The 523-nt window shown below is 55.6% G+C and carries 1 pseudogene; it reads right to left on the bottom strand.

Going from position 1 to position 523, the window contains the following annotated elements:
- Positions 1-454: pseudogene (locus tag BBD46_RS10275) on the bottom strand (RNA-guided endonuclease TnpB family protein); the annotation flags it as partial.
- Positions 455-523: the final 69 nt, after the last annotated feature.

Here is a 523-nt window from a genome sequence, read left to right as displayed (position 1 = left end):
CGGTGAGGTATTCGTGTTGATACCCGTCTTCTTCGTCGGGGAGGTTCAGGTCACATCGAATTCGACCATCGACGGTGGAGAGCGATACAGACCCGTCATCGAATAGCGTCATCGTCCGGGTGTCGTATTTCACCGTGTTACTGGTAAACTCCGGTCGAGACGTTTTGTAGTGTTCGTCAAGGTCTTCGATTGCTTCGACACCATCGAGTGCGGCTGCAGCCTGATGGGTGGCGAGGATTGCGTGCTGGCTCCCGAGACGTGTTTCCTCCAACACCGTGTCGTAGGCGAGGTCTTGGAGGTAGGTTTTCCGCGTCTCACCAACGTCCCATCCGATGCGACTGCTGATGTTACAGGCAGTTTTCCACTCAGTGATGGTGGCCTCGAGCAAGTCCTGTTGCTCGTCGGTGAGGATAGGGCGGGTGATTGCGGTACGTCTCAGGTAGTCGTCTGCCACGGGTTTCAATAGCTGATAGAGGTGCTTAATGTTTCGTGGTATGTGGCGGCGAGTGTCGGCTTCAACCCC

Origin of the sequence: Natrialba sp. SSL1 (assembly GCF_001861355.1) — an archaeon.
In the GTDB taxonomy this organism is placed as follows: Archaea; Halobacteriota; Halobacteria; order Halobacteriales; family Natrialbaceae; genus Natrialba.
Note: the sequence above shows the minus strand (reverse complement) of the source record. Positions and strands in the feature narration are given on the sequence as shown.